This window comes from Rothia mucilaginosa (assembly GCF_049990865.1).
Taxonomy (GTDB): domain Bacteria; phylum Actinomycetota; class Actinomycetes; order Actinomycetales; family Micrococcaceae; genus Rothia; species Rothia mucilaginosa_I.
Map to the genome: position 1 here is coordinate 610591 of NZ_CP188231.1, position 23304 is coordinate 633894.

15 protein-coding genes and 2 tRNA genes are annotated in these 23304 nt (G+C 60.9%); 7 read left to right on the plus strand and 10 right to left on the minus strand.

The features are described 5' to 3' along the window. Positions 1-73: 73 nt before the first annotated feature. Positions 74-1441, plus strand: a complete 1368-nt coding sequence (locus ACP3RB_RS02530) for an RNA polymerase sigma factor (protein ID WP_426699337.1) — start codon at positions 74-76, stop codon at positions 1439-1441. A 487-nt stretch (positions 1442-1928) separates the two neighbouring features. Here ACP3RB_RS02530 and ACP3RB_RS02535 read toward each other — a convergent pair whose 3' ends face one another. Further along, complete coding sequence (locus ACP3RB_RS02535) at positions 1929-3074, minus strand: ADP-ribosylglycohydrolase family protein (RefSeq protein WP_426699338.1); 1146 nt, start codon at positions 3072-3074, stop codon at positions 1929-1931. A gap of 269 nt (positions 3075-3343) precedes the next feature. Between ACP3RB_RS02535 and ACP3RB_RS02540 the strand changes: the two genes are divergently transcribed. From ACP3RB_RS02540 to ACP3RB_RS02550, 3 genes are read left to right on the plus strand one after another with little or no spacing between them, the layout of a single operon-like run. After that, the gene (locus tag ACP3RB_RS02540; RefSeq protein WP_426699339.1) at positions 3344-4564 is read left to right on the plus strand and encodes an exonuclease SbcCD subunit D; all 1221 of its coding nucleotides are present in this window, start codon (positions 3344-3346) and stop codon (positions 4562-4564) included. Then, on the plus strand, positions 4561-7818 hold the full coding sequence (locus ACP3RB_RS02545; RefSeq protein WP_426699340.1) for an AAA family ATPase: 3258 nt from the start codon (positions 4561-4563) through the stop codon (positions 7816-7818). Before ACP3RB_RS02540 ends, ACP3RB_RS02545 begins: the two co-directional genes overlap by 4 nt. A gap of 59 nt (positions 7819-7877) precedes the next feature. Then, on the plus strand, positions 7878-9470 hold the full coding sequence (locus tag ACP3RB_RS02550; protein ID WP_426699341.1) for an MFS transporter: 1593 nt from the start codon (positions 7878-7880) through the stop codon (positions 9468-9470). A gap of 193 nt (positions 9471-9663) precedes the next feature. Here the strand turns inward: ACP3RB_RS02550 and ACP3RB_RS02555 are convergent, their stop codons facing one another. The 8 genes from ACP3RB_RS02555 to bcp form a co-directional block, all read right to left on the minus strand. After that, a complete protein-coding gene (locus ACP3RB_RS02555; RefSeq protein WP_426699342.1) occupies positions 9664-10311 on the minus strand; it encodes an MBL fold metallo-hydrolase in 648 nt (215 codons plus the stop codon). Between the two features lie 9 nt (positions 10312-10320). Then, positions 10321-11412 carry an S-(hydroxymethyl)mycothiol dehydrogenase gene (locus ACP3RB_RS02560; RefSeq protein ID WP_314728870.1) on the minus strand — a complete coding sequence of 364 codons (1092 nt, stop codon included), beginning with the start codon at positions 11410-11412 and terminating at the stop codon, positions 10321-10323. Between the two features lie 153 nt (positions 11413-11565). Then, positions 11566-12573, minus strand: a complete 1008-nt coding sequence (locus tag ACP3RB_RS02565; RefSeq protein ID WP_426699343.1) for an alpha/beta hydrolase — start codon at positions 12571-12573, stop codon at positions 11566-11568. A 100-nt stretch (positions 12574-12673) separates the two neighbouring features. After that, positions 12674-14056, minus strand: a complete 1383-nt coding sequence (locus ACP3RB_RS02570; RefSeq protein ID WP_426699344.1) for a YihY/virulence factor BrkB family protein — start codon at positions 14054-14056, stop codon at positions 12674-12676. Positions 14057-14318: 262 nt separating this feature from the next. Continuing rightward, positions 14319-15800, minus strand: a complete 1482-nt coding sequence (locus tag ACP3RB_RS02575; RefSeq protein ID WP_311449418.1) for a malate:quinone oxidoreductase — start codon at positions 15798-15800, stop codon at positions 14319-14321. A gap of 209 nt (positions 15801-16009) precedes the next feature. Continuing rightward, positions 16010-18190 (minus strand): ABC transporter substrate-binding protein, encoded by a 2181-nt coding sequence (locus ACP3RB_RS02580; protein WP_426699345.1) that lies wholly within the window; start codon positions 18188-18190, stop codon positions 16010-16012. A gap of 151 nt (positions 18191-18341) precedes the next feature. Beyond that, a tRNA-Leu gene (locus tag ACP3RB_RS02585) sits at positions 18342-18423 on the minus strand. A gap of 199 nt (positions 18424-18622) precedes the next feature. Beyond that, entirely contained in the window at positions 18623-19099 is a 477-nt protein-coding gene (bcp, locus tag ACP3RB_RS02590) for a thioredoxin-dependent thiol peroxidase (RefSeq protein ID WP_426699346.1), read from the minus strand. 182 nt (positions 19100-19281) lie between these two features. Between bcp and ACP3RB_RS02595 the strand changes: the two genes are divergently transcribed. Beyond that, positions 19282-19354, plus strand: a tRNA-Lys gene (locus ACP3RB_RS02595). 476 nt (positions 19355-19830) lie between these two features. Here ACP3RB_RS02595 and ACP3RB_RS02600 read toward each other — a convergent pair. Further along, positions 19831-20370 (minus strand): hypothetical protein, encoded by a 540-nt coding sequence (locus ACP3RB_RS02600; protein ID WP_426699347.1) that lies wholly within the window; start codon positions 20368-20370, stop codon positions 19831-19833. 462 nt (positions 20371-20832) lie between these two features. Here ACP3RB_RS02600 and ACP3RB_RS02605 point away from each other — a divergent pair, with 462 nt between their 5' ends. Continuing rightward, positions 20833-22635: an acetolactate synthase large subunit gene (locus ACP3RB_RS02605; protein WP_426699348.1), complete on the plus strand. Its 1803-nt coding sequence runs from the start codon at positions 20833-20835 to the stop codon at positions 22633-22635. Beyond that, positions 22635-23135: an acetolactate synthase small subunit gene (ilvN, locus tag ACP3RB_RS02610; protein WP_060824598.1), complete on the plus strand. Its 501-nt coding sequence runs from the start codon at positions 22635-22637 to the stop codon at positions 23133-23135. Before ACP3RB_RS02605 ends, ilvN begins: the two co-directional genes overlap by 1 nt. Positions 23136-23304 lie beyond the last annotated feature (169 nt).

Consider the following 23304-nt stretch of genomic DNA (forward strand, 5'->3'; position numbering starts at 1 on the left):
GCCAGCACAGACTTGACAGGGTCTTAGGTGTTTTGCAAACAAAACACCCCACCACAAGCCAGAAAGGGTTCTAGTGGCACCTGCAACCAGCAAGAAGACCGTGACCGGCGACGCAACCGAAGAAACCGTCGCAAAAACCACCACCAAGACCACCCGCACCAAGAAGGCAACCACCAAAGCCGCAGCGGCAACCGAAGACACCACCGGCGCAACCGCCGAAACCGGTGCTGAAACTACTGCCGAAACCGAGGCAGACAAGCCCAAGCGCACCCGCAAAACCACCACCACCGCAACCAAGCGCAAGACCGGTGGCCGCCGCAAAAAGAGCGACGACGACGAATTCGACCTCGTACTCGACGAAGACCTCGAAATCACCGACGGCGAAGATGAAACCGAAGAAGAAGACGAAGAAACCGTAGCCAAAAAAGAAGAAAAGAAGGCCGCAGAAGAAGTAGCAGCCAAGGGCTCCGGCTTCGTCCTCACCGCAAACGACGACGACGACGCACCCGCACAGCGCGTCGTCACCCCCGGCGCAACCGCCGACCCCGTCAAGGACTACCTCAAGCAGATTGGCAAAGTCTCCCTGCTCAACGCACAGCAGGAAGTCGACCTTGCCAAGCGCATCGAAGCAGGCCTCTACGCCGAACACAAACTCGCCGAAAACCCCGACATGGACAAAGACCTCCAAAAAGCCCTGCGCTGGGTCATCCACGACGGTAAGCGAGCTAAGAACCACCTGCTCGAAGCTAACCTGCGACTCGTTGTCTCCCTCGCCAAGCGCTACACCGGCCGCGGCATGCTCTTCCTCGACCTCATCCAGGAAGGCAACCTCGGCCTCATCCGCGCCGTCGAAAAGTTCGACTACTCCAAGGGCTTCAAGTTCTCCACCTACGCAACCTGGTGGATCCGCCAGGCCATCACCCGCGCAATGGCAGACCAGGCCCGCACCATCCGCATCCCCGTGCACATGGTAGAAGTCATCAACAAGCTCGCCCGCGTGCAGCGCCAGATGCTCCAGGACCTCGGCCGCGAACCCACCCCCGAAGAACTCGGCAAGGAACTCGACATGACCCCCGAAAAGGTCATCGAAGTCCAGAAGTACGGCCGCGAACCCATCTCCCTGCACACCCCCCTCGGTGAAGACGGCGATTCCGAATTCGGTGACCTCATCGAAGACTCCGAGGCAGTCGTCCCCGCAGACGCAGTGTCCTTCACCCTTCTGCAGGAACAGCTCCACTCCGTGCTCGACACCCTCTCCGAGCGTGAAGCCGGCGTGGTCGCAATGCGCTTCGGCATGACCGACGGCCAGCCCAAGACCCTCGACGAAATCGGCAAGGTCTACGGCGTGACCCGCGAACGTATCCGCCAGATTGAGTCGAAGACCATGTCTAAGCTCCGTCACCCGTCGCGTTCGCAGGTACTGCGAGACTACCTGGACTAGGAAACACCACCTAGCTTGAGCGGACGTAGCCGGTTCCCGCTCGCGGGGGAGTGCCCCCTCTGCGGCGCTGAGCGCCTTGAGGACGGAGCCCCCGCTCCGCGTGACCGGCTACTCCGTAAAGGCTTAGTTTTGCTAGTTCTAGCGCATACAGAAAAGGCTCTCCGAGATACCGGAGAGCCTTTTCTGTACCTATATGCAGTTTGTTACGACGGCTTGCGGGCGATGCTCGCGCAAGTTCAGCATGACCGGCTTGCGGACTATGCTCGCGGGGGAGTGCCCCCTCTGCGGCGCTGAGCGCCTTGAGGACGGAGCCCCCGCTACGCATGTCCGCTATGCCGTCAACGTTCAGTTCCACAGAGGCTGAGTATGTCAGGTTGGCTCTGCGGACGATGCTCGCGGGGGAGTGCCCCCTCTTCAGCGCCTGGGGGCGCTTCGAGGACGGAGCCCCCGCTACGCATGTCCGCTGCGCCGTCAACGTTCAGCGCCGCTACAGACCCAGCTGACGCAGATAACGGTCCGCCACCGCCTCCACCTGATCCAATCCGCGCACACGATCCAGCGCCTGCGACCACGCATCAGCCTCACCGCCAGCCACCGGCAAACCAGCCGCCGCCCACAACGCCGCCGTCATCGCACCCACCGAATCCGAATCCGAATCCACCGACACCGCACGGCACAACCCTTCAAACAGGGCGCCACGCACCGTCGCCTCATCGGCATCAGCAGGCAAGATCTTCACAGCATACGCCGCACACCAGAACGCCACACCCAACAGCTCCGGCGCCGTCCAACCCGTACCAAAATGCTCCGCCACAGCCCCCGGAACCGGGGCCACGCCGCGCTCCAGCAGCTCAACGGCACGACTCAACGCCGCCGCCGTACGCGAAGCATCACCCGGAATCGAATCATCCGCCGCCACCGAACCACACCACGACACCACACGCCGCGCCGCCTCTAACAATGCATCAAACGAGCCAGCCGGGGACGCCAACAAATCACGAACCAACAACGCATACGCCGCCGCCGAAGCCAACGCCTCCGGATGCCCATGCGTCAACGCCGCCGCACGCACCGCCAACAAAACCACCGTACGCTCCTGCGCCACTGGCAACACACCCAACGCCGCCGAACGCACCAACGCACCACTACCCAAAGCATCAGGATTCAACGACTTCGACACCAACTGCATCTCACCCGAACCCAACGCCCGCAACGTCGCCGCACCCGGACCACGACGAGCCGTCAACTCCGAAGACCCATCAATCTCACGATCCAACGAAAACGGCGCAGAGTCCGGCAGAACCTCACCAATACCGCGGAACCACCGCAAATACGCCAACCACAAACACGCCAACTCATCCGCCGCCGCGCCCTCATTATTCCACTCCAAAACCTCCGTCAGGCCATCCAGAGTGAAACACATCAGCTGCGTATCATCACTGACCAACAGCTCACCAAACGCCGAATCCCACGGCTTAGGGGCGCACTCCGCAATCTGCTCAGCCGACAACAACTCCAACGGATAACCCAGCGCATCACCCAGCGCAGACGCACACAACAAGCCGCGCACCCTGCCCGCAAACTCAGCCGAAACCTCAGGCGCACGCGTGAACTCAACAGAAGAAAAACTCATAGGGCGATTATCCCACGTGCGTTCAGGATGCGGAGGGTAGAGTATTCAGGCGGCTTTGGGCTCACGCTCGTGGGAGGGAGGATGTGCCAGGCGGGTTTGCACTCACGCTCGCGGCTTCGTGCTCATGCTCGCGGGGGAGTGCCCCCTCTGCGGCGCTGGGGCGCCTTGAGGACGGAGCCCCCGCTCCGCACGAGCACCTACGCCGCGGGTTGGGTGCCTGCGCCGCTGTGGGGTCCGAACCGCAAATGACGAACTGTGAGGCGCAAAACATGACGCAGTGCCATACTGAAACCATGAAGATCCTGCACACCTCCGACTGGCACCTCGGCCGCACCTTCCACCGCAGCCCCCTCACCCGCGAACACCAGCAGTTCATCGACGAACTGCTCAACTACGTGCACGCCGAAGGTATCGACGCCCTCCTGATCAGTGGCGACGTCTACGACAGCACCATCCCCACCGCCGAAAGCACCACCCTGCTCGACCAGGCACTCACCCGCCTCATGCGCGCCGGCGTGCAAGTCATCCTCAGCTCCGGCAACCACGACTCCTTCCGCCGCCTCAGCTACGGCGCCGCCTTCTTCGAAGCCTCCGGCGTGCACCTGCGCACCAGCCTCGAAGACGCCACCCGCCCCGTCGAACTCACCGACGGCACCTTGCGCGTACACGTCTACGCCATCCCCTACCTCGCGCCGCGCCTTCACGCCACCGCCCTCGGCGTTGACCCCACCCACCAGGCGGTCCTCGGCGCTGTCACCAACGCCATCCGCGCCGACGCCGCCGAACGTCACGCCCGCGGCGAAGGCGCCGACCGCATCATCGTCATGAGCCACGCAACCGTCAGCGACACCACCGGCAGTGACATTGCTGGCAGCGCAGACACCACACCCCGCAGCGACTCCGAACGCGACATCAGCGTCGGCGGCATCGACTGGGTACCCGCCTCCCTCTTCGACGGCTTCGACTACGTAGCCCTCGGCCACATCCACAAGCGGTACCCCGTCACCCCCACCATCCGGTACAGCGGCTCGCCCCTCGGCTTCTCATTCAGCGAAGAACACAACCGCAACGGCGCCTACCTCATCGAACTCACCCCCGGCGAAGAACCCGCCATCAGCGGCCACGAATGGGCAACCCGCGTACACATGAAAACCCTGCGCGGCACCATGGACCAGCTGCTCAACAGTCCCGAAAACAGCCCCTACGAGCAGGGCTACTACTGCCGCATCGAACTCACCGACGAAACCCTACCCGTCGGCGCCGTCGACCGCCTGCGCAGCCGCTACGAAACCATCTCCCACTTCAGCTACCGCAGCACCCAACCCGCCGCCGACAAACCCGCCGCCGCACCCCCCACCCGCGACGCCGACCCCGTCGAAACCTTCGACCAATTCCACCAATACGTACGCAACCGCCCCCTCACCAGCGAAGAACGCGACGTCATCACCACCCTCAGCGACCACATCAAAAGCCACAAGGACAACGCATGATCCTGCACAACCTCGAATTCGAAGCCTTCATGGCATACCCCAAGCGCCAAGAAATCAACTTCGACACCCTCAACAACGCCGGCGTATTCCTCCTCAACGGCCCCACCGGCGCCGGTAAAACCACCATCCTCGACGCCATCTGCTACGCCCTCTACGGCGAAACCAGCAGCGACCGCGAATCCGCCAAACTGCACTCCACCTACGCGGCACACAGCGGCACCAAACCCCGCGTACTACTCGACGTTACCCTCCACGGCAAACGCCTGCGCATCGACCGCACCCCCGCCTACAATAGGCCCATCACCCGCGGCGCCCGCAAAGGCCAAATGCGCGAAGAAAGCGCCAAAGCAACCCTCGCCGAACTCGCGCCCGGCGCCGACCCCGCCGACGAAAAAGCCTGGACCCCTATCTCCAGCAGCGTCGCCGAAGTCAACCGCACCATCGCCGAACGCACCCACCTGACCAAAGAACAATTCCTCAAAGTCGTACTCCTGCCGCAGGGTCAGTTCGCGCAATTCCTCAAGTCCAAGCCCAAAGAACGCAAAGAACTGCTCAAAAAGATGTTCCCCGTCGAACACTACGAGCAACTCTTTGCCGCACTCACCGAAGAAGCGAAAACCGCCCAGCAGGAAGTCGCCCAGGACGAAAACACCCAGCGCGGCTACCTTGAACGTGCCCGCGTAGAAATGCTCGCCCTGCAGGAGCTACTGGACGCTGTGGATCCGGACGCTGAGGAACCCGCGGAGGCGGGGAATGAGACTTCCGAACAGCTCACCGCTGAGAGCGTCACCGCCGAAACCCTCGACGCATGGGTCGCCGGCGGGGTAGAACGCGCCCGCGAAACCTCCGCGCGCGAAAAGCAGGAGCAGCAGCGCCTCACCGACGAAGCCGACCGGCACACCCGCCTGCTCGCCGAACGCGCCCAACTACAGGCCGACTGGCGCGAATACGAGCAGCTCTGCGAGCGCCGCACCTGCCTGACCGAACGCGCCGACGAGCACAAGGCACAGCGTGAAGAGCTGGCGCAGGCGCGTGCCGCCGCGCCCCTGCACGCACAGTACGCGCAGGTCCACGCCGAATCGCAGGCGCTTGCCGCCCGCCAGCAGGAGCAGGCAGCCTGTGCTTCCGCGCTGGATGAGAACGGCAACGCCCTGCTCGTGGCACTGCGCGATGAGGAAACCTCGGATGACGTCACCTTCCCCGAGGAGACGACCTTCGCCTCATTCCCTTCCTTTGAGCCCGCCGAACAGGAAACCCAGCTCGAGGCGCTCCTCGACACCCTGCGCGCCCTGCAGAAGAAGGACGCGCAGCTTACCGAAGAGGAAGCCGCCGCAACTGCCCTGCTGAAGCAGGCTCACACCCTCGAACAGGACAAGTCGCGTGCCGAAAAGACGCTGAGCGACCTCACCGCCCAGGCCGAGCAGCTTGCCGAAGAACTCGCCGGCTACAGCACCGCCGACGAGGAACGCACCCTCGCCGCGCACCTGGTCACCGAGGCGCAGCAGAAGCACGACGCCGCCCAGCAGATGCAGCAGAAGCTGGATACCGCCTCCGCCGCGGTCGCCGCTGCCGAGAAGCAGAGCAAGCGCACCGCCACCGCCGAGCAGAAGGTGCAGGAAAAGTGGCAGGCTTCGGCTCAGCAGGCGCTCGCGGCGACCGAGGAGTTCAAGAACCTGCAGGTGCTGCGCCTCGCTCAGGCCTCCTCCCTGCTGGCGCGTGAGCTCAAGGACGGCGAACCCTGCGCGGTCTGCGGCTCGGTCGAGCACCCCGCACCCGCGCAGATTGCCGAGGGCGAGCAGCTGGTGGAGCGTGCCGACCTAGACGCCGCCAAGGAGCGTGAAGATAGGGCCCACCAGCAGGCGCGCACCCACGAACTGGCTAAGGACCGGGCGACCAAGGCGCATCAGGAAGCCTCCGAGGCGCTTGCCGCCGCCCGCACCCAGTACGAGACCCTGGCGGCTCAGGGTGAGTGCGATGTTGAGCAGACTGCCGCCCAGTTGCAGCAGACGCAGACCCGCCTCGAGCGGGCTCAGTCCCGTGTGACCGCTCGTGACGGCGTGCTGGTGAAGGTTGAGCGGGTGCGGGGGCAGCAGCAGAAGGCTCAGGAGGCGCTACGCACCATCGAGGGCGCGGCGGTTGAGGCTCAGACTCGTCACCGTGACGCTGCGGCGCGCTGTGAGGCTGCTGCGGCTGAGTTGGCGCCTGCTCGTGCGGCGGTGGGTTTTGCGCAGCGTGTTGAGGCTGTGGAGGGCTACCGTGCGGCGCATCAGCGTCTTGCTCGTGCGGTGTTGCTGCTGGGGCAGGCGCGTGAGCGTCATGCTTTGGCGGCGGAGCAGGCTGAGCGTCTGCTGGCTGAGTCTTCGTTTGAGAGCGCTGAGCTGGTGCAGGCGGCGGTGCGCACCCCCGAGCGTGTTGACGCCCTGGAGCAGGCTGTTGCCGCGTATGAGTTGGAGCACGCCCGCCTCCTTGAGGGCTTTGGTCGTGAGGCGATTGTTGCGGTGGCAGCTCGTGTTGCCGCCGGTGAGCAGGCGCCGGATGATCTGCAGGGTGTGCGTGAGCAGGTTGAGCAGTTGCGTGCGGCGGCGCACCGTTTGACTCTTCGTGAGGGCGAGCGGGAGAGCGTGCTGCGTTCTTTGCAGGGCCTGCGTGCCGAGTATGCGGCGTTCCGTGCGCAGACGGCGCAGCGTTATGACCGCGCGCAGATGCTGGCTAACCTGGCGGCGGCTGCCCGCGGTGACACTCTGGGCGGTTATGAGCATCAGGTTGACCTGGTCAGCTATGTGCTGGGTGCCGAGTTTGAGCGTATTCTGCGGTCGGCGTCGCTGCATCTGGACCGGATGAGTGAGGGCCGCTACGGCATGGTGTTCAGCGATCACCGTGCGAAGGGTAGCCGTTCCGGTGGCGGCCTGAACCTTGAGATTACTGACACGTGGACGGGCGAGCCGCGTGAGGCGTCCTCGTTGTCCGGTGGTGAGTCGTTCTTGGCGTCGCTGTCGTTGGCGTTGGGTCTGGCTGAGGTTGTTCAGGCGAATAACGGCGGTATCGAGCTGGATACCCTCTTCATCGATGAGGGTTTCGGCACGCTGGATGCCGAGACCCTGGACATGGTGATGGGCACGATTGAGTCGCTACGTGATAGCGGCCGCACTATTGGCCTGATTTCGCATGTGGAGGAGATGAAGAACCGTATTCCCGCCCAGATTGTGGTTGAAAAGGGACAGAACGGCTCGTCGGTGAGGGTAAACTCCTATTAGGCATAAATTCGCTTCCGGGCCTCTGTTGTACCATGTCCGGCGGCTTATTCGTGAAAGAGATGATGACCTCGACACCTCAGGATAGGGACCCGAACTCAACGTATCGTGTGGAGCCTCCGGCTGATGCGCGCGCTAGCGCATCCGCGCCGGAGGTTCCTCCGCGCACCACGAAGGTGAGCCCCGCTTCCGATGCGCTGAATAAAATGCGTGCTTCGGGCACGGGTATTCCGACGGTTCCGGGCACCTCCCTGACGGATGTGGTGCGCAACAATGAGCACGTGTTGCAGGAGTTGCCGCCTCGCCCGGTTCCGGCTGCGGATGAGATTAATACGAACGCTTCGCTCCCGGATATTTTGCGTCAGCATTGGGCGTTGTTCCAGCGCAATGGTAAGGAGCAGCGTCGTCACCTGTATGCGGTGCTTCGTGCTGAGGGTTTTGCCCGTAATGTGTTGACGATTCTGTTCCACATTCCGGCGGCTTCTTCGGCGTTTGCGCTGTATATTCTGTTGGCGAGCCATCTGGGTAGTGTGCATGATGGCGGCTATGCGGTGGCGGCGTTTACTGGCGCGTATTCGGTGCAGATTATGCTCGGCCCGATGCTGGTGCGTGCTCTGGGTTTGCGGTCGTTGCTGGCGATTACGTCGGTGCTGAATATTGCTGCGGTGTTGAATATGCTGGTGATTGGTTGGCGTTTGACGGTTGACCCGAATAACGTGAGTACGACCTACCATGCGCTCTCTTGTGTGGCGATGGGCTTTACGACTCCGCCGTGGACTCCGTTCGCTCTTGAGTCGTTGTATCGCCGTAACTACCAGTACAGTGATGTTCGCTTGTCGACTGCGGTGTCGTGGGGTACGACGGCGAATATGTCGATGTACCCGCTGGCTGCTCTGCTGGTGTGGCTGGGCGATGCGTACATCACCCCGAATCATGAGTATGCGGGCTTCTGGATCACGATGATTCTGGATGCGCTGCTGTTCATTGTGGTGCTGGTGGCACCGAGGGTTCTGCCGGATATTTCGCGTATTCGTATGGCTCCGCCTCAGAATCTGGTGCGTCCGAGCCGTCAGACGGTGGTGCTGATTCTTGGCCTGGTGCTGCTGGGTGCGTGCATGGGTTCGGTTGGTTCTGGTCTGCTGGGCTTCTCGCTGATCCACGGTTCGATGAACCTGTTTATGGCGATGGTTGCGACCGGTACCGGCGCGCTCGTGGTGGTGGCTTTCCCGGTGGTTTTGGGTGGCCGTTCGGTGAATCCGTGGCACGGCTGGCTGGTGAGCGGTATTCTGCTGATTATGGCGGCGCTGTATTTGCCGGCGAGCGATGATACATCCACGATTTTCTATGCGTTGGCCTTCTGCGGCGCGGTGCTGGGTGTTGCGTTTGGTGGCCATGAGCTGTGGCTGAACCGTTCGCTCAAGCATATTCCTGATTCGCAGGCAAGCTTCTTTACTCGTTCGATGTTGGGCGTTGGTCTTGCGATGGGTTGCATGTGGGGCGGCTATATGGGCGATGCTCCGTATTACCGTAATGCGTTTATGGTTCCGGTGATTATTGCGACGATGTATTTTGCGTTGGGCCATTTGTACGGTTACCTGTGGCGTGAGGAGCATGAGGAGCAGCTGGCTCCTTTGGCTGAGACGGAACGCGGCTAGTTTAGGGCGCTGCTAGTTCCTTGCGGCTAGTTCCTTGCGGCTTGTTCCCTGCGGGCAGCTTGAGCGTGCCGAGCGCATGCTAAAAGGCGGATGCCCCGCCACCTTTTGTAGGTGGTGGGGCATCTGCCTTTTGCGTACCGTGCTTGGCGTGTTGTGAGCCTCCGCGTAAGAACCTCTGCGTGAGGCTACCGGTTTAGTGACCGCGCTTGATCCACGCCGGAAGCTCGGGTGCTTCCAGGCCGATGCCGGTGCTGTCGCCGTGGCCGGTGAGGACCGCGGTGGACTCGGGCAGGGTCAGCAGGCGGGTCGAGATCGACTCGATGATGGTGTCGAAGTCGCTGTAGGAGCGTCCGGTTGCGCCGGGGCCGCCGTTGAAGAGGGTGTCGCCGGAGAAAACGACGCCTTCGCTGTTCTCCCAGCTGAGGGTGGGTGCATAGAAGCACACGGAGCCGGGGGAGTGGCCGGGGGTTGCGATGACCTTCAGCTCGGTCTCGCCGATGCGCAGCACATCGCCGTCAGCGAGTTCGTGGTCGAAGTCCCAGGAGGGGTACACCATTTCCCAGAGCACACGGTCCGCGGGGTTCAGGTAGACGGGCGCGCCGAAGCGTTCTGCCGCCTCCTTGGCGCTGCGGATGTGGTCGTCGTGGGCGTGGGTCAGCAGAATCTTCTCCACGGTGCGGCCTGCGACGGTGCGGGAGATCTTGTCGACGTCGTGGGCGGGGTCAATGATGATCACGGAGGAGTCATTGCCGATGACCCAGACGTTGTTGTCGACGTCCCAGCAGCCGCCGTCCAGCGAGAAGGTGCCGGAGGTGACGACTCGTTCAATACGTTCGCTCACGCTACGCTCCTAGAGTTCCACGACCGAGCGCAGCACGCGGCCGGTCTTCATGGTTTCGAATGCTTCGTTGACGTCTTCGAGGCGGATGCGCTCGGAGACGAAGCCGTCCAGGTCGAGGCGGCCGAGCAGGTACTGGTCCACGAATTCGGGGAAGTCGCGGGAGGGCAGGGTGTCGCCGTACCATGCGCTCTTGATGGAGCCGCCGCGGCCGAAGACCTCATCCAGCGGGATGTTCCAGGTGGTCCCGGGTGCGGGCACGCCGACGAGGACGACGCGGCCAGCCAGGTCGCGTGCTTCGAAGGCCTGCTTGAAGGTGGGGGCGATGCCGACAGCGTCGATGACGAGGTCTGCACCGAAGCCGCCGGTGAGTTCCTTGATGGCCTCGACGGGGTCGACCTTGGAGGAGTTCACGGTGTGGGTTGCGCCGTGCTCGCGTGCGCGTGCCAGCTTCTCTTCGTCGATGTCGACGGCGATGATGGTGGTTGCGCCACCGAGCTGTGCGCCTGCGATTGCTGCGGTGCCGACGCCGCCGCAGCCGATGACTGCGACGGACTCACCGCGCTTGAGTTCACCGGTGTTCAGAACAGCGCCCAGACCTGCGGTGACGCCGCAGCCGAGCAGACCGATTGCTGCGTACTGTTCGGGGCTGATGTCAGCGGTAATCTTGGTGCACTGACCTGCCGCGACGAGGGTCTTCTCTGCGAAGGAGCCGATACCCAGTGCGGGGGTGAGTTCGGTGCCGTCCTCGAGGGTCATCTTCTGGGTTGCGTTGTGGGTTGCGAAGCAGTACTGCGGCTGGCCCTTGCGGCATGCGCGGCATTCGCCGCAGACGGCACGCCAGTTGAGGATGACCAGGTCGCCGGGGGCGATGTTAGTGACGTCATCGCCGACAGCCTCGACGATACCTGCGGACTCGTGGCCGAGCAGGTAGGGGAAGTCCTGGCCGACGCCGCCGGTGACGTAGTGGTGGTCGGTCTGGCAGACACCGCAGGTGAGGACCTTGACGAGTGCTTCGCCCTTGCCGGGGTCGGGTACGTTGATGGTGGTGACGGTGACGGGTGCGTCCTGGGCGAGGGCTACGACAGCCTTAACCTTGTGCATGCTGTTCCTTTGCTTGGGGATTGCGGTCGATGCTCAACAGCAGATGAGGTTCAACCGCAGATAAAGGTTTTTTGATACGTTCCATTCTACGAGCAATGGAGCACCCGGCGCACGATAAAGCTGATAGTGAAGCGCCCCCGCGAATTTGACGTTTTATGACGTCGCCGCCTCCACCTCGGCAGCAAAGGTGAGCGCACCGCGTCGGAACGCACCCGAGGTCAGTGCGTTGACGTGGTCGCGGCCGGGCAGGGAGATGAAGTGGTTGAGCGGGTTGTCCTCGCGCACCATGTCGTAGAGTTCCGCACCGTCGGCGGCGATGGTGTCCGCGTCACCGAGAACCACCGTAACGGGTACGCGCGGATGCGCGCCCGGATGACCCGCAGGCAGGTCCGGGGAGCCTGCACGCAGGGCGGGCACGTCGAAGAACGGGCCGAAGGGAATCCGCACGAACTTCAGCAGCGCATCGGGCTGAATGGGGGAGTTGTCAATAATCGAGGTGAAGGAGGCAATCGCCTCGTCGGTGGAGTCCGCCGCCGGGGTTTCTGCGCTCGCGGAGGCGCTGGTACCCTCGTGCGCTTCGAGCATGGTGCGCAGGGTGATGAGGTGGTCGTGCAGGGGCAGGCCGCCCAGGGTGAGGGATGCGACCGCCTCCGGGTGGGTGAGGGCGAGTTCCCAGCCGACGCGGGCGCCGAAGGAGAAACCGATAACGTGTGCGCGGGGCTCCAGTTCAACGCCGAGGTCGTTCTCGGTGGCGACGGTGCGCAGCAGCTGGGCGAGCAGGTTGGTGTACAGGTGCATGGGGGTCAGTGGCTGACCTGCCGCGTCGACAGAGGGCACCGAATCGAACGGAATTGTGCGGCTGCGCACACCCGTGTTGTTGGGGAGCTTGCAGTCGATGGCGTGCATGGATTCGGGGTCTTTGAGGTATTCGTCTGAGTGGTAGGGCAGGTCAACAATCAGCACGGGGTATCCGGCGCGCAGGTATTGGCGGATCCAGCCGGTGCCGCCGTAGAGCTGTTCGCCGCGGGTGGCGAAGCCATGAATCATGAGGGCGGGAACGCGGCTTTTGAGCTGCTGCGGCTGGTAGAGGGTGTACGCGAGGTCGGGCAGGGCAACGCTGGGTACAGCAAAGGGCGCGGGAGAGAAATCTGCACTGGTCATATGTCTATCTTAGTGACCAGCGCGGGGTTTCTGTCCTGCGCCCTTTTCTATCTCGCGCCCTTGAAAGGTTGAGGCGATACGCGCTCAGCTGAGCTGCCGCTTAGTTCTTCTGCGACTCACCGGTTGACGTATCGGTGCTCGGGTCGAAGAGCGCCTCCTGCTGAGGCTCAACCTTTGCGCTCGCATCTGCCTTTGTGCTCGTCTCAGAAGCCTGAGCCTCGGAGGCATCGGCATTCGCCTGCTTTTGCTGCTCCTTGCCGTTTTCGATGCGTCCCTTACCGTCGGCAATGAGCGTGCGAATACTGGTGGTGCTGGTGTCCACGGCCTTCTGCACGCGATCCGCAATGGAGGGGCCCTTCGGCTTGGGGAGCATTCCCTGGCCCACCGCCTGCTGCTGCAGTTCGTGCCCGGCGGACATGAGGCGTTCGCGCTGTTCTTTCATCGCACGGGATGCGGTGGTGCTGCGCGGCTGAACCTTCAGGAGTCCGCGGTCGTCTTCGCCGGCAATGATTTGGCGCATGAGCATGATTTCTGCGTCCAGGTGCGCGCCGAAGAGCAGCATATTGTTCATGATCCAGATGAACAGCAGCATCACGATCACACCACCGATCAGGCCGTAGGTGGCGTTGTATTTGCTGAAGTTATTGGCGTAGAGGGTGAAGCCGAAACCGCCCAGACCCATACCGAAGAGTGCCAGCGCCGCGCCGGGGGAGAGCTTCCACGGCTTGAAACGGCGAACGTTCGGGGTGGTGGAGTAGAGCAGGGTAATCAGGGCAATCGCCATGAATAGAATCAGCACCCAGCGGCCGTTGAGCCAGATGAGTTTGATGAGCTCCATGTCCACGGTTTTGGGTACATACTGACCGACCATGTCCAGGACAGTTACGCCCAGTAGCAGCATGAGCATCATGAGTACTACGAGGATGATGATCACGGTGGTGACGAGGACGTTCAGCGGCTTGAGAATCCAGCCGGGGCGGCCTTCACGCACACCGTAGACGGTGTTGAGTGCTCGGCCGAAGGATCCGGTGTACCCGGAGGCGGACCAGATCGCACTGAGGATACCGGTCAACAGCACCAGGCCTGCACCATGGTCGCCGGTAATCTGCTTGATGGGGTCTTCCATAATGGCGTACATCTGGGCGGGTGCGTTGTCCTTGAGGAAGGCGAGGATGACCGCGGCGCTTTCCTCACCGTGCCCAAACACACCCAGTAGCGAGACGATCGCCAGCAGGGCGGGGAAGATGGACAGCACGGTGAAGTAGGTGAGTGCTGCCGCCATGTCGCTTGCGCCGTTTACGCCGAACTTGAAGATGGCACGGCGCAGGATGTAGAGGATGCTGCCCTTGGGGAAGTCGCGTAGCTTTACGCTTGCGTACTTGGGAGCTGCGGGCTTCTTCTTACGGGAGAAGAGTCCGCGTCGAGCTCCGGCGGACACCGTGGTTGAGGAGGTGTCCGTGGAAGAGCCGGTGTGTGCAGCCAATGGGGCTCCTTGAATGAGTGGGATGTACACAGTGGTGCGCCTGTTAGCTTTAGCATGCGGGTTTCAGCGTGTGGGTGCACAGAAGGGGCAGGGAGAACAATGAGCTGTCCTTCCCGCCCCTGCGGTGACATTATAGGGTTTTCTGACCCTCCCGCATTTTTCTGCGAGTGCAGATAGGTGACCTGCTGGTCAATTAGAGAGGGTCGCCGCTCCGAAAAGCTTCAAAAAGCCTTGTCGGATGCTGTTGTCGACTAGCTGAAAACTAGTTGTGAATACCCAGAACCTTAGCGGTGTGAGCCATCAGCTCATCAGCCAGGTCGTGGTTGTCGTTGAGCTTCACGCCGTAACCGGGGATGAGCTCCTTCAGGCGAGACTCCCAACCGGCAATCTTGGAGGGGAAGCACTTAGCCAGCAGGTTCAGCATAATCGGAGCCGCAGTAGAAGCACCGGGGGATGCACCCAGCAGCGCCGCAATGGAGCCGTCAGCTGCAGAAACAACCTCGGTACCGAACTGCAGGATGCCGCCCTTCTTCGCGTCCTTCTTCATAATCTGGACGCGCTGGCCGGCCTCGATGAGCTCCCACTCGCCGCCGTTAGCCTCGGGGTAGTACTGGTACAGCGATTCGAGGCGTGCGTTCTTGTCCTTGACCAGCTCGGAAAGCAGGTACTTGACCAGGGAGAAGTTATCCAGACCTGCACGGGTCATCGGGTAGATGTTGTGCGGGCGCAGGGACAGCGGCAGGTCCAGCAGGGAACCCTGCTTCAAGAAGTTCGTCTTAAAACCAGCGTAGGGGCCGAACATGAGGGCGCGCTTGCCGTCCACGTAGCGGGTGTCCAGGTGGGGGACAGACATGGGAGGTGCGCCCACCGAAGCCTGACCGTACACCTTAGCGTTGTGCTGGTTTGCGGTGGCCTCGTGGGTGTTGCGCAGGAACAGGCCGGAGACGGGGAAGCCGCCGTAGCCCTTACCCTCTTCAATGCCGGACTTCTGCAGCAGGTGCAGGGCGCCGCCACCGGCACCGAGGAAGACGAACTTCGCGTTGATGGTCAGCGGCTCTTCCTTGTTGATGCGGTTGATGGCGTCAATGGTCCAGGAGCCGTTGGATTCGCGGTTCAGGTTGGTGACCTGGTAGCCGTAGCGAACCTCAACGCCCTTGGTCTGCAGGTGGTCAATCATCTGCTGGGTGAGGGCGCCGAAGTCAACGTCGGTACCTTCGGGGGACCAGGTCGCGGCGATCGGCTCGTTGCCCTTGCGGCCGTTGACGGTCAGCGGTGCCCACTCGGCAATCTTCTCGCGCTCGGTGGAGAATTCCATGCGCTCGAAGAGCTTCTCCTTGCGGAAGGAGTCGTAGCGTGCAGCCAGGTACTTGGAGTGGTCTTCACCGAAGACCAGGGACATGTGGGGGACCGGGTTGATGAAGTCGGTGTTGTCCAGGATCTTCTCTTCAACCAGGGATGCCCAGAACTGGCGGGAAATCTGGAACTGCTCGTTGATATTCAGTGCCTTAGCTGCCGAGACGGTGCCGTCGGGGCCAGCGGGGGCGTAGTTGAGTTCGCACAGTGCCGAGTGGCCGGTACCTGCGTTGTTCCAGGGGTTGGAGGATTCCTGAGCGGCCTTATCGAGGCGTTCAAGCAGGACGATGTTCCAGCTCGGTTCGAGTTCCTTGAGGAACACACCGAGGGTGGCGCTCATGATGCCGCCGCCGACCAGGACGACGTCGGTTCGTTCAGTACGTGCTACCACTGAATTCTCCCTTAGGGGTGCGGGTGCCCGGCCTTGGGCACAATGACTGTGGGGTACATCATCTAGCCTACTCCTTTTAGCGGGGGAGGCATAGCTAGAATCAGCAAATAACAGGAGAGTATTGCAGCTCACATGCTAGCTTCCCTGGAGGGCAAAAACCCTCCAAGGCACGCCAAACACATGCAACGCAACACTCAAACCTGAATTGTCTACAACTTACGCAGCTTACCGAACAGCTCAATCGCATTCTGCTCCGTCTGATAACCCTGAACCTCACGGCTCACCGCCACCTTAGACGTCACATTCAACAACGGAACCGCCGGCATAAACTGACCCAACTGAGACACAACCTTCGCATACAACTCACGCTGCGAATCCATCGAATCGGCAGAATCCGCGGTACGAATCGCCTCCATCACCTCAGTAAAACGAGGCGACGGCGCCACCGCCGCAGCAGTAGGCAACGGCGAAGGAGTTACCGAAGGGCTCGGCGAAGCAGAAGCCGAAGCCTCCTCCTCCGGAGACAATGGATCCGGCGAATAACTCGGCTGCGGGCTCGGAGACGCAGAAATCCGCACATTCGAATCCGCACCACGCGACGACGGCACATCAGAACTCTTCTTCGTCAAACCCGTCGTCATATCCGATGGCGCATTCGTAATCAACGAACGCACCTGATGCTCAGCAATCAGCGGCGCCAACACCGGACCAAAGAACGCATACGGGTCACGGTACATGCCGTAGAAACCGGCCAACGTAATACCGCGCTCAGAAGAAACCTCACGGCTCTTCGGCAGATACTCAGCCCACGGCAGAGGCACCGGCTTAATATTCAAATCCACTTCAATCAGCGAAGCCACCATCTCCGAATACACCTTCTGTGGAGTATCCATCCACGGCAGAGACACATCAGCCGGGTAGTAGCACTCAATCACCTGATTGTCGTACCCAGCCGTCGCCAACAGCGAGCGCGCCGTATCCTGATTGCGGTCCGTGTAATTCTTCGCATCATCAGCCTTAATGCGGAACGACGGCGAAATCAACGTCTGCGCTTCCGAGGTGCCCTGCGGATAATACTGGCGCAACGCGCCACGATCCACCGCATGCGAAATAGCGCGACGCACCGAAATATTCTTCAACACCGGATGCGCCGTATTCAGGCTCAAATACACCAGCGAGAACGGGTCACGGCCAGGAGTCTGATAACCATCACGTGCCAGCTGACCCAGATCAGAAGAATTCACCTGATCGCAGGCGTCAATATGACCCTCCATCAGTGCAAAATAACGCTTATCCGACGAAGTGAGGGTCGAAATCTGAATCTCATCCAGCTCAGGTGCCTGACCCTCAAAATGGGTGTTCTTCAGCAGACGCACCGTGCCGCCCTCGAACGACTCCACACGGAACGCACCCGTACCCACCGGGTTGCCCGTCAGCTTCTGATCAGCACCAAAAAGCGAAGGCTCAATAATGCCGAACGCCTGCTGCGTCAAAATACGCGGGAACGCCAACGAAGGACGCGACAGGGTCACCACCACGGAGTTGCCCTTCGCCACCACCGACGAAACCAACGGCATAAAAGACTGCACCGCATACGGTTGAGAATCATTCTGTGCGGGCTTCTTATCGCCCGGACGCGCGGCATCAGAGGCGCTCGGGGAGGCGGTCTCAGAAGCTGACGCACTCGGAGTAGCGGTCTCAGAAGCAGTCCCAGAAGCGCTCGGGGAGGCACTCGCAGAAGCACCCGGAGTCGCCGCACCCGACGGAGACGCCTGAACAGGCGCAGGCTCCACCGCCGAAGGATCAATAGAACCCGGCTTCGGCACACCAAAACCCCACGCAAACAAAGGCTGAGCAGGCACCGCCAAAGCAGCAGTACCCTCACCCGTAGCCAACGCCTGCCACCTCTGGAAATTCTGCACCACAGCATCCGCAGTCAACGCAACGCCATTACTAAAATGCGCCTCACGCAACACAAACGTATGTGTCAAACGGTCATCAGAAACCTTCCAGTCACTACACAACGAATCCTGAACCTCAGGATCACCCGTGTAATGATTCGCCACCAACAATGTCTGCAAAACCTGCGCCGTCACCTGATACGTACTCGCCACAGGAAACAACGCCGGGTCCAAACCCAACGGCGCCGCACCCTGCGCAAAACGGAACACACGACGCGCATCAGCAGACGACGCGCTCGCACTCGCCGAAGAACCAGTAGACGAACCGGCAGAAGACTGACCAGAACACGCAGAAAGCGCCAAACCAGCACTAAAAAGCGCGCCAAAACGCAAAACGGCGCGTCGACTCAAGCCACTCGAGCCGGCAGTAGCTCGCAGCAGCGCATCAGAATTGCCAACAGCTGACGATGCATAAGGCTGATGCTGCACGGGAGGGTCCTCTCTTCCGTCGCGGATGCTTATCTCTCAGGATAACGGTTCAACACCCAACCGGGCGAGACACACCCACCTCGGCAAGGCACATACAAGAGAGCCCGCCGCCACGAAAACCGTGACGGCGGGCCCAATGTAAATGTGTGTGTGCGCGAGGGGGGACTTGAACCCCCACGCCATAAGGCACAGGAACCTAAATCCTGCGTGTCTGCCAATTTCACCACTCGCGCGCAGTGTCACCCCCACATCCGAAGATGCATGCGTCTGAGGCAACAAAAAATTAGTGTACACCAGGAACCAAGGTTCTCCAAGCCTTAAAAGAAGCCCCCATAGGGCAAAAAGCCCGCAAACACGCCGAACAGCAACCCCCACACGGAGGTGCTACACAGCGCCGCTGCCCCTCACGCTACACACACAGAAAGCACGACCCTACTTCGGGTCAATACCCAAATCACGACGCAACTTCGCCACATGACCCGTCGCACGCACATTGTACTGAGCCAAAGCAACAACACCCTGCTCATCAATCACAAACGTCGAACGGATCAGACCCTCATACACTCTGCCGTAATTCTTCTTCTCACCCCACGCACCATACGACTCAGCCACCGCATGATCAGCATCAGACAGCAACGGGAACGTCAACGACTCCTTCTCCACAAAACGCGCAATAGCCGCCGGCGAATCCGGAGAAACACCCAACACCACATAACCCAAGGACTTCAACGACGCCAAATTATCGCGGAAATCGCACGCCTCCTTAGTGCAACCCGGAGTCGACGCCTTCGGGTAAAAATACAAAATCACCTTACTGCCCGCATAATCACTCAGACTATGCTCCACACCCGACGCATCAGCAAGGGTAAAAGCAGGCGCCGGAACACCCGGCTCAAGACGAACACTCATCAAAAACTCCTCAAAACAACAAAGGGGAGGGGACAGGCGAGCCCCACACAGTACACACACTAGTGTCCCACATACCCCACCCAAACAATGTGTCCAGGCTCACCTCAAATCAACTTGCGTACACCACAAAAACTCGCGTATAGTATTTTTCTGTTGCAAGGGAAACCTTGAAAAACAAACAAGCGCCTCTAGCTCAATTGGCAGAGCAATTGACTCTTAATCAATGGGTTCTGGGTTCGAGTCCCAGGGGGCGCACTTGAAAGAAAATCCCGCTGATTCTTCGGAATCGGCGGGATTTTTGCGTTCCCTCTGAAAATGCAGTTTATAGGCTTGAGGAGTCGGGGTTCGGCTTCACTTCTGATGGTGCGCGCCGCATGTTTCCTCCGCGCCTACGCAGGGGCACCCGTCACCCGGACGCTCCGCCCCTCCTTGCTTCGCTGCGGAAGAGCGTCCGTGTGACACCCTGAGGGCGCATCCGGAAAACACGGCGCGCTACCGACGTGCCCCCCCGGCTCCTCTGCGCATCTGTGGTTCAGGGGCTCTTGGAATCCCGCCGGTTCGTTGGGGTGCGCGGTGGTTCCGTGTGTGCGCCCCGTGCCTAGCGAACTGGGGTGGGGGAAGGCTGTCGCCTTTTAGTGTGTTGCTTGGTGGTTGGTGTTTTGCCTGCAAGCACACGAAAGCCCGCCGCAACCCTAAGAGTTGCGGCGGGCATCCAACACAAAAAATCTCTATTACAGGACCGGCCAAATCCGCGTCACAAACTCACGGAAATCCTCCACATCCTTACCCTGCTCCAGCAGGCCAACACCAAAACGAGTCGCCACCTCAGCATTATCCTCAAACGACAAATAAAACGAGCTACCATTCACCGACTCAAGCGTCACCGCATCATCACCCACACGATACGCATGCAGTGCATTCGTATTATCAATCGTCGTAGCCGTACCCGCAGGCGTCAACGCCGGCAAATTCACCGGAGCAATAATCACCTCATCAGGCGCATCCTGATACCCAACAATAAAATGCTGCTGATTAGGATACTGATGCAACGCCAAATCAGGATTACGGTAAACAGCACGACCCGTCGCATACACCAAATTGTATGCACCGTAATTAATAATCTGGTCGTCAAAAACCGGGTGCAGAACCCGAATGAGTTCCTCACCCGTCAAAAACTCGCTACTCTCAACAGAGTTACGGGGGTCAACAACCTCTGCGTACTTACTTGCTTCGGTCAGCTCATCAGCGACCGGGATAATCGGTTCGGTCATAGCTTCAGTCTACCGGGGTAACCAACGAAGGTCACGAGTATTTCGCACATATTACGCGCCATGACGCCCAAAAATGCGAGTTTTTCTCACCTGTTCAAAAACCTGCGCTAGAATCCACGCACGCGCGCAAGGTGTCCACATCATGAAAGAAGAAGGTTGACTTGGGGGTTTCCGTGCAAAAACCACCACGACACCCCATAGAGATTTGACTCACCCCCTCTCAGAGCGCACCATAGAAGGGTGAAGACAACAATGTTCCAGCGAATTCTAAACCTTGTCGACGTCGCCTAGGGCGAGTGGCAGGGTCTATTCACTGCGACTGAGCGCCCCTACCGCTACCACCAACAGCGAGGGGCTTTTTTTATAGCTTGGTACCCCCGGGCATAGGATGCGTGAGGACCACACAAACCCCACGCAGAACATTGAGTACAACGAAGAACCATTAAGACACGAGGCATTTCCATGACCATGGGATTTTCCACTTCTGATGACGCGGCAAACGCTCCCGCAGAACGCATGACCGGTTCTCAGGCAATCGTCCGCACCCTCGAAGACCTGGGTGTGACTGACGTATTCGGCCTGCCTGGTGGAGCTATTCTGCCGACCTATGACCCCCTGTACGATTCCAAGAAGGTCCGCCACATCCTGGTCCGCCACGAGCAGGGTGCAGGCCACGCAGCTCAGGGCTATGCCGTGTCCAGCGGCAAGACCGGCGTGTGCATCGCAACCTCCGGCCCCGGCGCAACCAACCTGCTGACCGCAATCGCAGACGCGAACATGGACTCCATCCCCCTGGTCGCAATCACCGGCCAGGTGTCCACTAAGTTGCTGGGTAGTGACGCATTCCAGGAAGCTGACATCGTCGGCATGGCAATGCCCATCTCCAAGCACTCCTTCATGATCACCGACTCGCAGGACATCCCCCGCGCGCTCGCAGCAGCATTCCACATCGCATCCACCGGCCGCCCCGGCCCCGTGCTCGTGGACGTCACCAAGGATGCGCAGGTCGGCATGATGGAATACCGCGGTATTCCCGAAGACCTCGAACTGCGCGGCTACACCCCCGCCACCCGCGGCCACTCCAAGCAGATCCACGAAGCAGCCAAGTTCATCACCGAATCCAAGCGCCCCGTCTTCTACGTCGGCGGTGGCCTGGTCCGTGCAGGTGCATCCGAAGAGTTCCACAAGCTGGCTAAGCTTATCGGCGCACCCGTCGTCACCACCCTGAACGCTATCGGCGCTTTCCCGGATTCCGACCCCCAGAACCTCGGCATGCCCGGCATGCACGGCACCGTCCCCGCCGTCGCCGCAATGCAGAAGTCTGACCTGCTCATCACCCTCGGCGCACGCTTCGACGACCGCGTCACCGGCCAGGTTGACTCCTTCGCACCCGAAGCTAAGGTCATCCACATTGACGTTGACCCGGCAGAAATCTCGAAGATCCGCTTCGCAGACGTGCCGATCGTCGGCGACCTCAAGTACGTCCTGCCCGAGCTGACCGACCTGCTCTCCACCGAGTTCGCAGACCAGCTGCCGAACCTCACCGACTGGTGGAACGAGCTGAACGTTATCCGCAAGGATTACCCGCTCGGCTACGAGAAGCCCGCCGATGGCCTCGGCTCGCCCGAATATGTCCTCGAGCGCATCAGCGCCCTCACCGGCCCCGACGCATACTACGTCACCGGCGTTGGCCAGCACCAGATGTGGGGCGCACACTACATCCAGCAGGAAAGCCCCCGCCACTTCATCAGCTCCGCAGGCCTGGGCACCATGGGCTACGGCGTCCCCGCCGGCATGGGCGCAAAGGTCGCACACCCCGAATCCACCGTGTGGATCATCGACGGTGACGGCTGCTTCCAGATGACCAACCAGGAACTGGTCACCTGCGCACAGAACAACATCCCCGTCAAGGTTGCCATCATCAACAACTCCTCCCTCGGCATGGTGCGCCAGTGGCAGACTCTGTTCTACGACGAGCGCTACTCCAACACCGACCTGAAGGACGGCCACGGCACCGTACGCATCCCCGACTTCGTCAAGCTCGGCGAAGCATACGGTTGCGCAACCTTCCGTTGCGAACGCGACGAAGACGTGGACGCAACCATCAAGGCTGCCCTCGAAATCAACGACCGCCCCGTGGTCATTGACTTCACCGTCAGCCCCCACGCCCTGGTGTGGCCCATGGTCCCGGCAGGCGTATCTAATGACAAGATTTGGATTGCGAAGAACACTTCGCCCGAGTTCGATCGTGAGGGAGAGAACTAATGTCTCAGCACACTCTGTCCGTTCTGGTAGAAGATAAGCCGGGCGTTCTCACCCGCGTCTCCGGTCTGTTCTCCCGCCGTCTGTTCAACATCCTCTCCCTGGCTGTGGGCCCCACCGAAAACCCCGGTGTCTCCCGCATCACCGTCGTGACCGAAGGTGACGCCCACACCATCGAGCAGATCACCAAGCAGCTGAACAAGCTCGTTCACGTGCTGAAGGTCGTCGAGCTTCCCGCCGACTCCTCCACCCGCCGCGGCCATATCCTGATTAAGGTCAAGGCAGACGCAGTAGCACGCCTGCAGATTGTTCAGGCAGCAGACCTGTTCCGCGCATCCGTGATTGACGTTTCCCCCGAGTCCGTTGTTATCGAAGCAACCGGTTCCGAGGAGAAGCTCAACGCCCTGCTGGACGTTCTGGAACCCTACGGCGTTCGCGAAATCGTTCGCGCAGGCACCATCGGCCTGGCACGTGGCCCCCGCGCCATGAGCGAGCGCATCTAACACCCACCAGGGTGCCACGCCAACCCCGCACCAGCGGGGAATAGCATCGGGTATCGCACCGCCTCAACCGGGAAACCGGCGGGCGATGCGATACCCGCCCCTATGGGCTCACAGACCTTCCGGATACTTCAGATGCTGAGAAGTACTCTCGACAGCCCGCAACTAAACA